The sequence below is a fragment of the Nocardia amamiensis genome (genome assembly GCF_015477605.1).
GTDB lineage: Bacteria > Actinomycetota > Actinomycetes > Mycobacteriales > Mycobacteriaceae > Nocardia > Nocardia amamiensis_A.
Genome location: NZ_JADLQX010000196.1, coordinates 1 through 661, shown reverse-complemented (window position 1 = coordinate 661; position 661 = coordinate 1). Strand labels below are relative to the sequence as shown.

Sequence of the window (661 nt, the reverse complement as noted above, 5' to 3'; positions counted from 1 at the left end):
CGAATCTTGCGCTCCTCCAGAGCATCTCGTGCAGGACGCGCAACCAGCACTTTCGGCAAATCCACCTCAACCACACCCGAAGCACCAAGACCAGCAACAAGATACATGATCTTTGAGGAACGCAGCATTAGTACTGCAACTGCACTCGTGTGGTTCGGTGCTGGTAGACCTGTTGCGTGGTGTTGGATCAGGCTGTGGCGGAGCTGGATTCGTTGATGGTGAGGATCGGGGAGCGGTTCACTCGTGCCGAGCCCCGCGGGCGGGCTCGGGAGTATGTGTGCGGGCTCGTGGCGGGGCTGGAACGCAAGAATGGCTGGACACTCGCGGAACGTGCTGGTGAGGGCTGTCCGGATGGGATGCAGCGGGCTGCGTGCCGCGGACTGGGACGTCGACACCGTCCGTGACGATGTGCGTGACTACGTGGTCGAACACCTCGGCGATCCTGAAGCGGTCCTGGCCGGTGACGAGACCGGGTTCTTGAAGAAAGGTGTGAAATCCGCTGGCGTGCAACGGCAATACTCGGGCACTGCCGGTCGTACGGAGAATTGCCAGATCGGGGTGTTTCTGGCGTACGCGTCCAAGCACGGCCACGCTCTGATCGACCGTGAACTCTATGTTCCCGAGTCGTGGACAGCGGATCGAGACCGCTGTCGCGCCGCCG

1 pseudogene is annotated in these 661 nt (G+C 61.7%); it reads left to right on the top strand.

From position 1 onward, the window contains the following. Window positions 1-176: 176 nt before the first annotated feature. Window positions 177-661 (top strand): annotated as a pseudogene (locus IU459_RS37455) (IS701 family transposase); the annotation flags it as partial.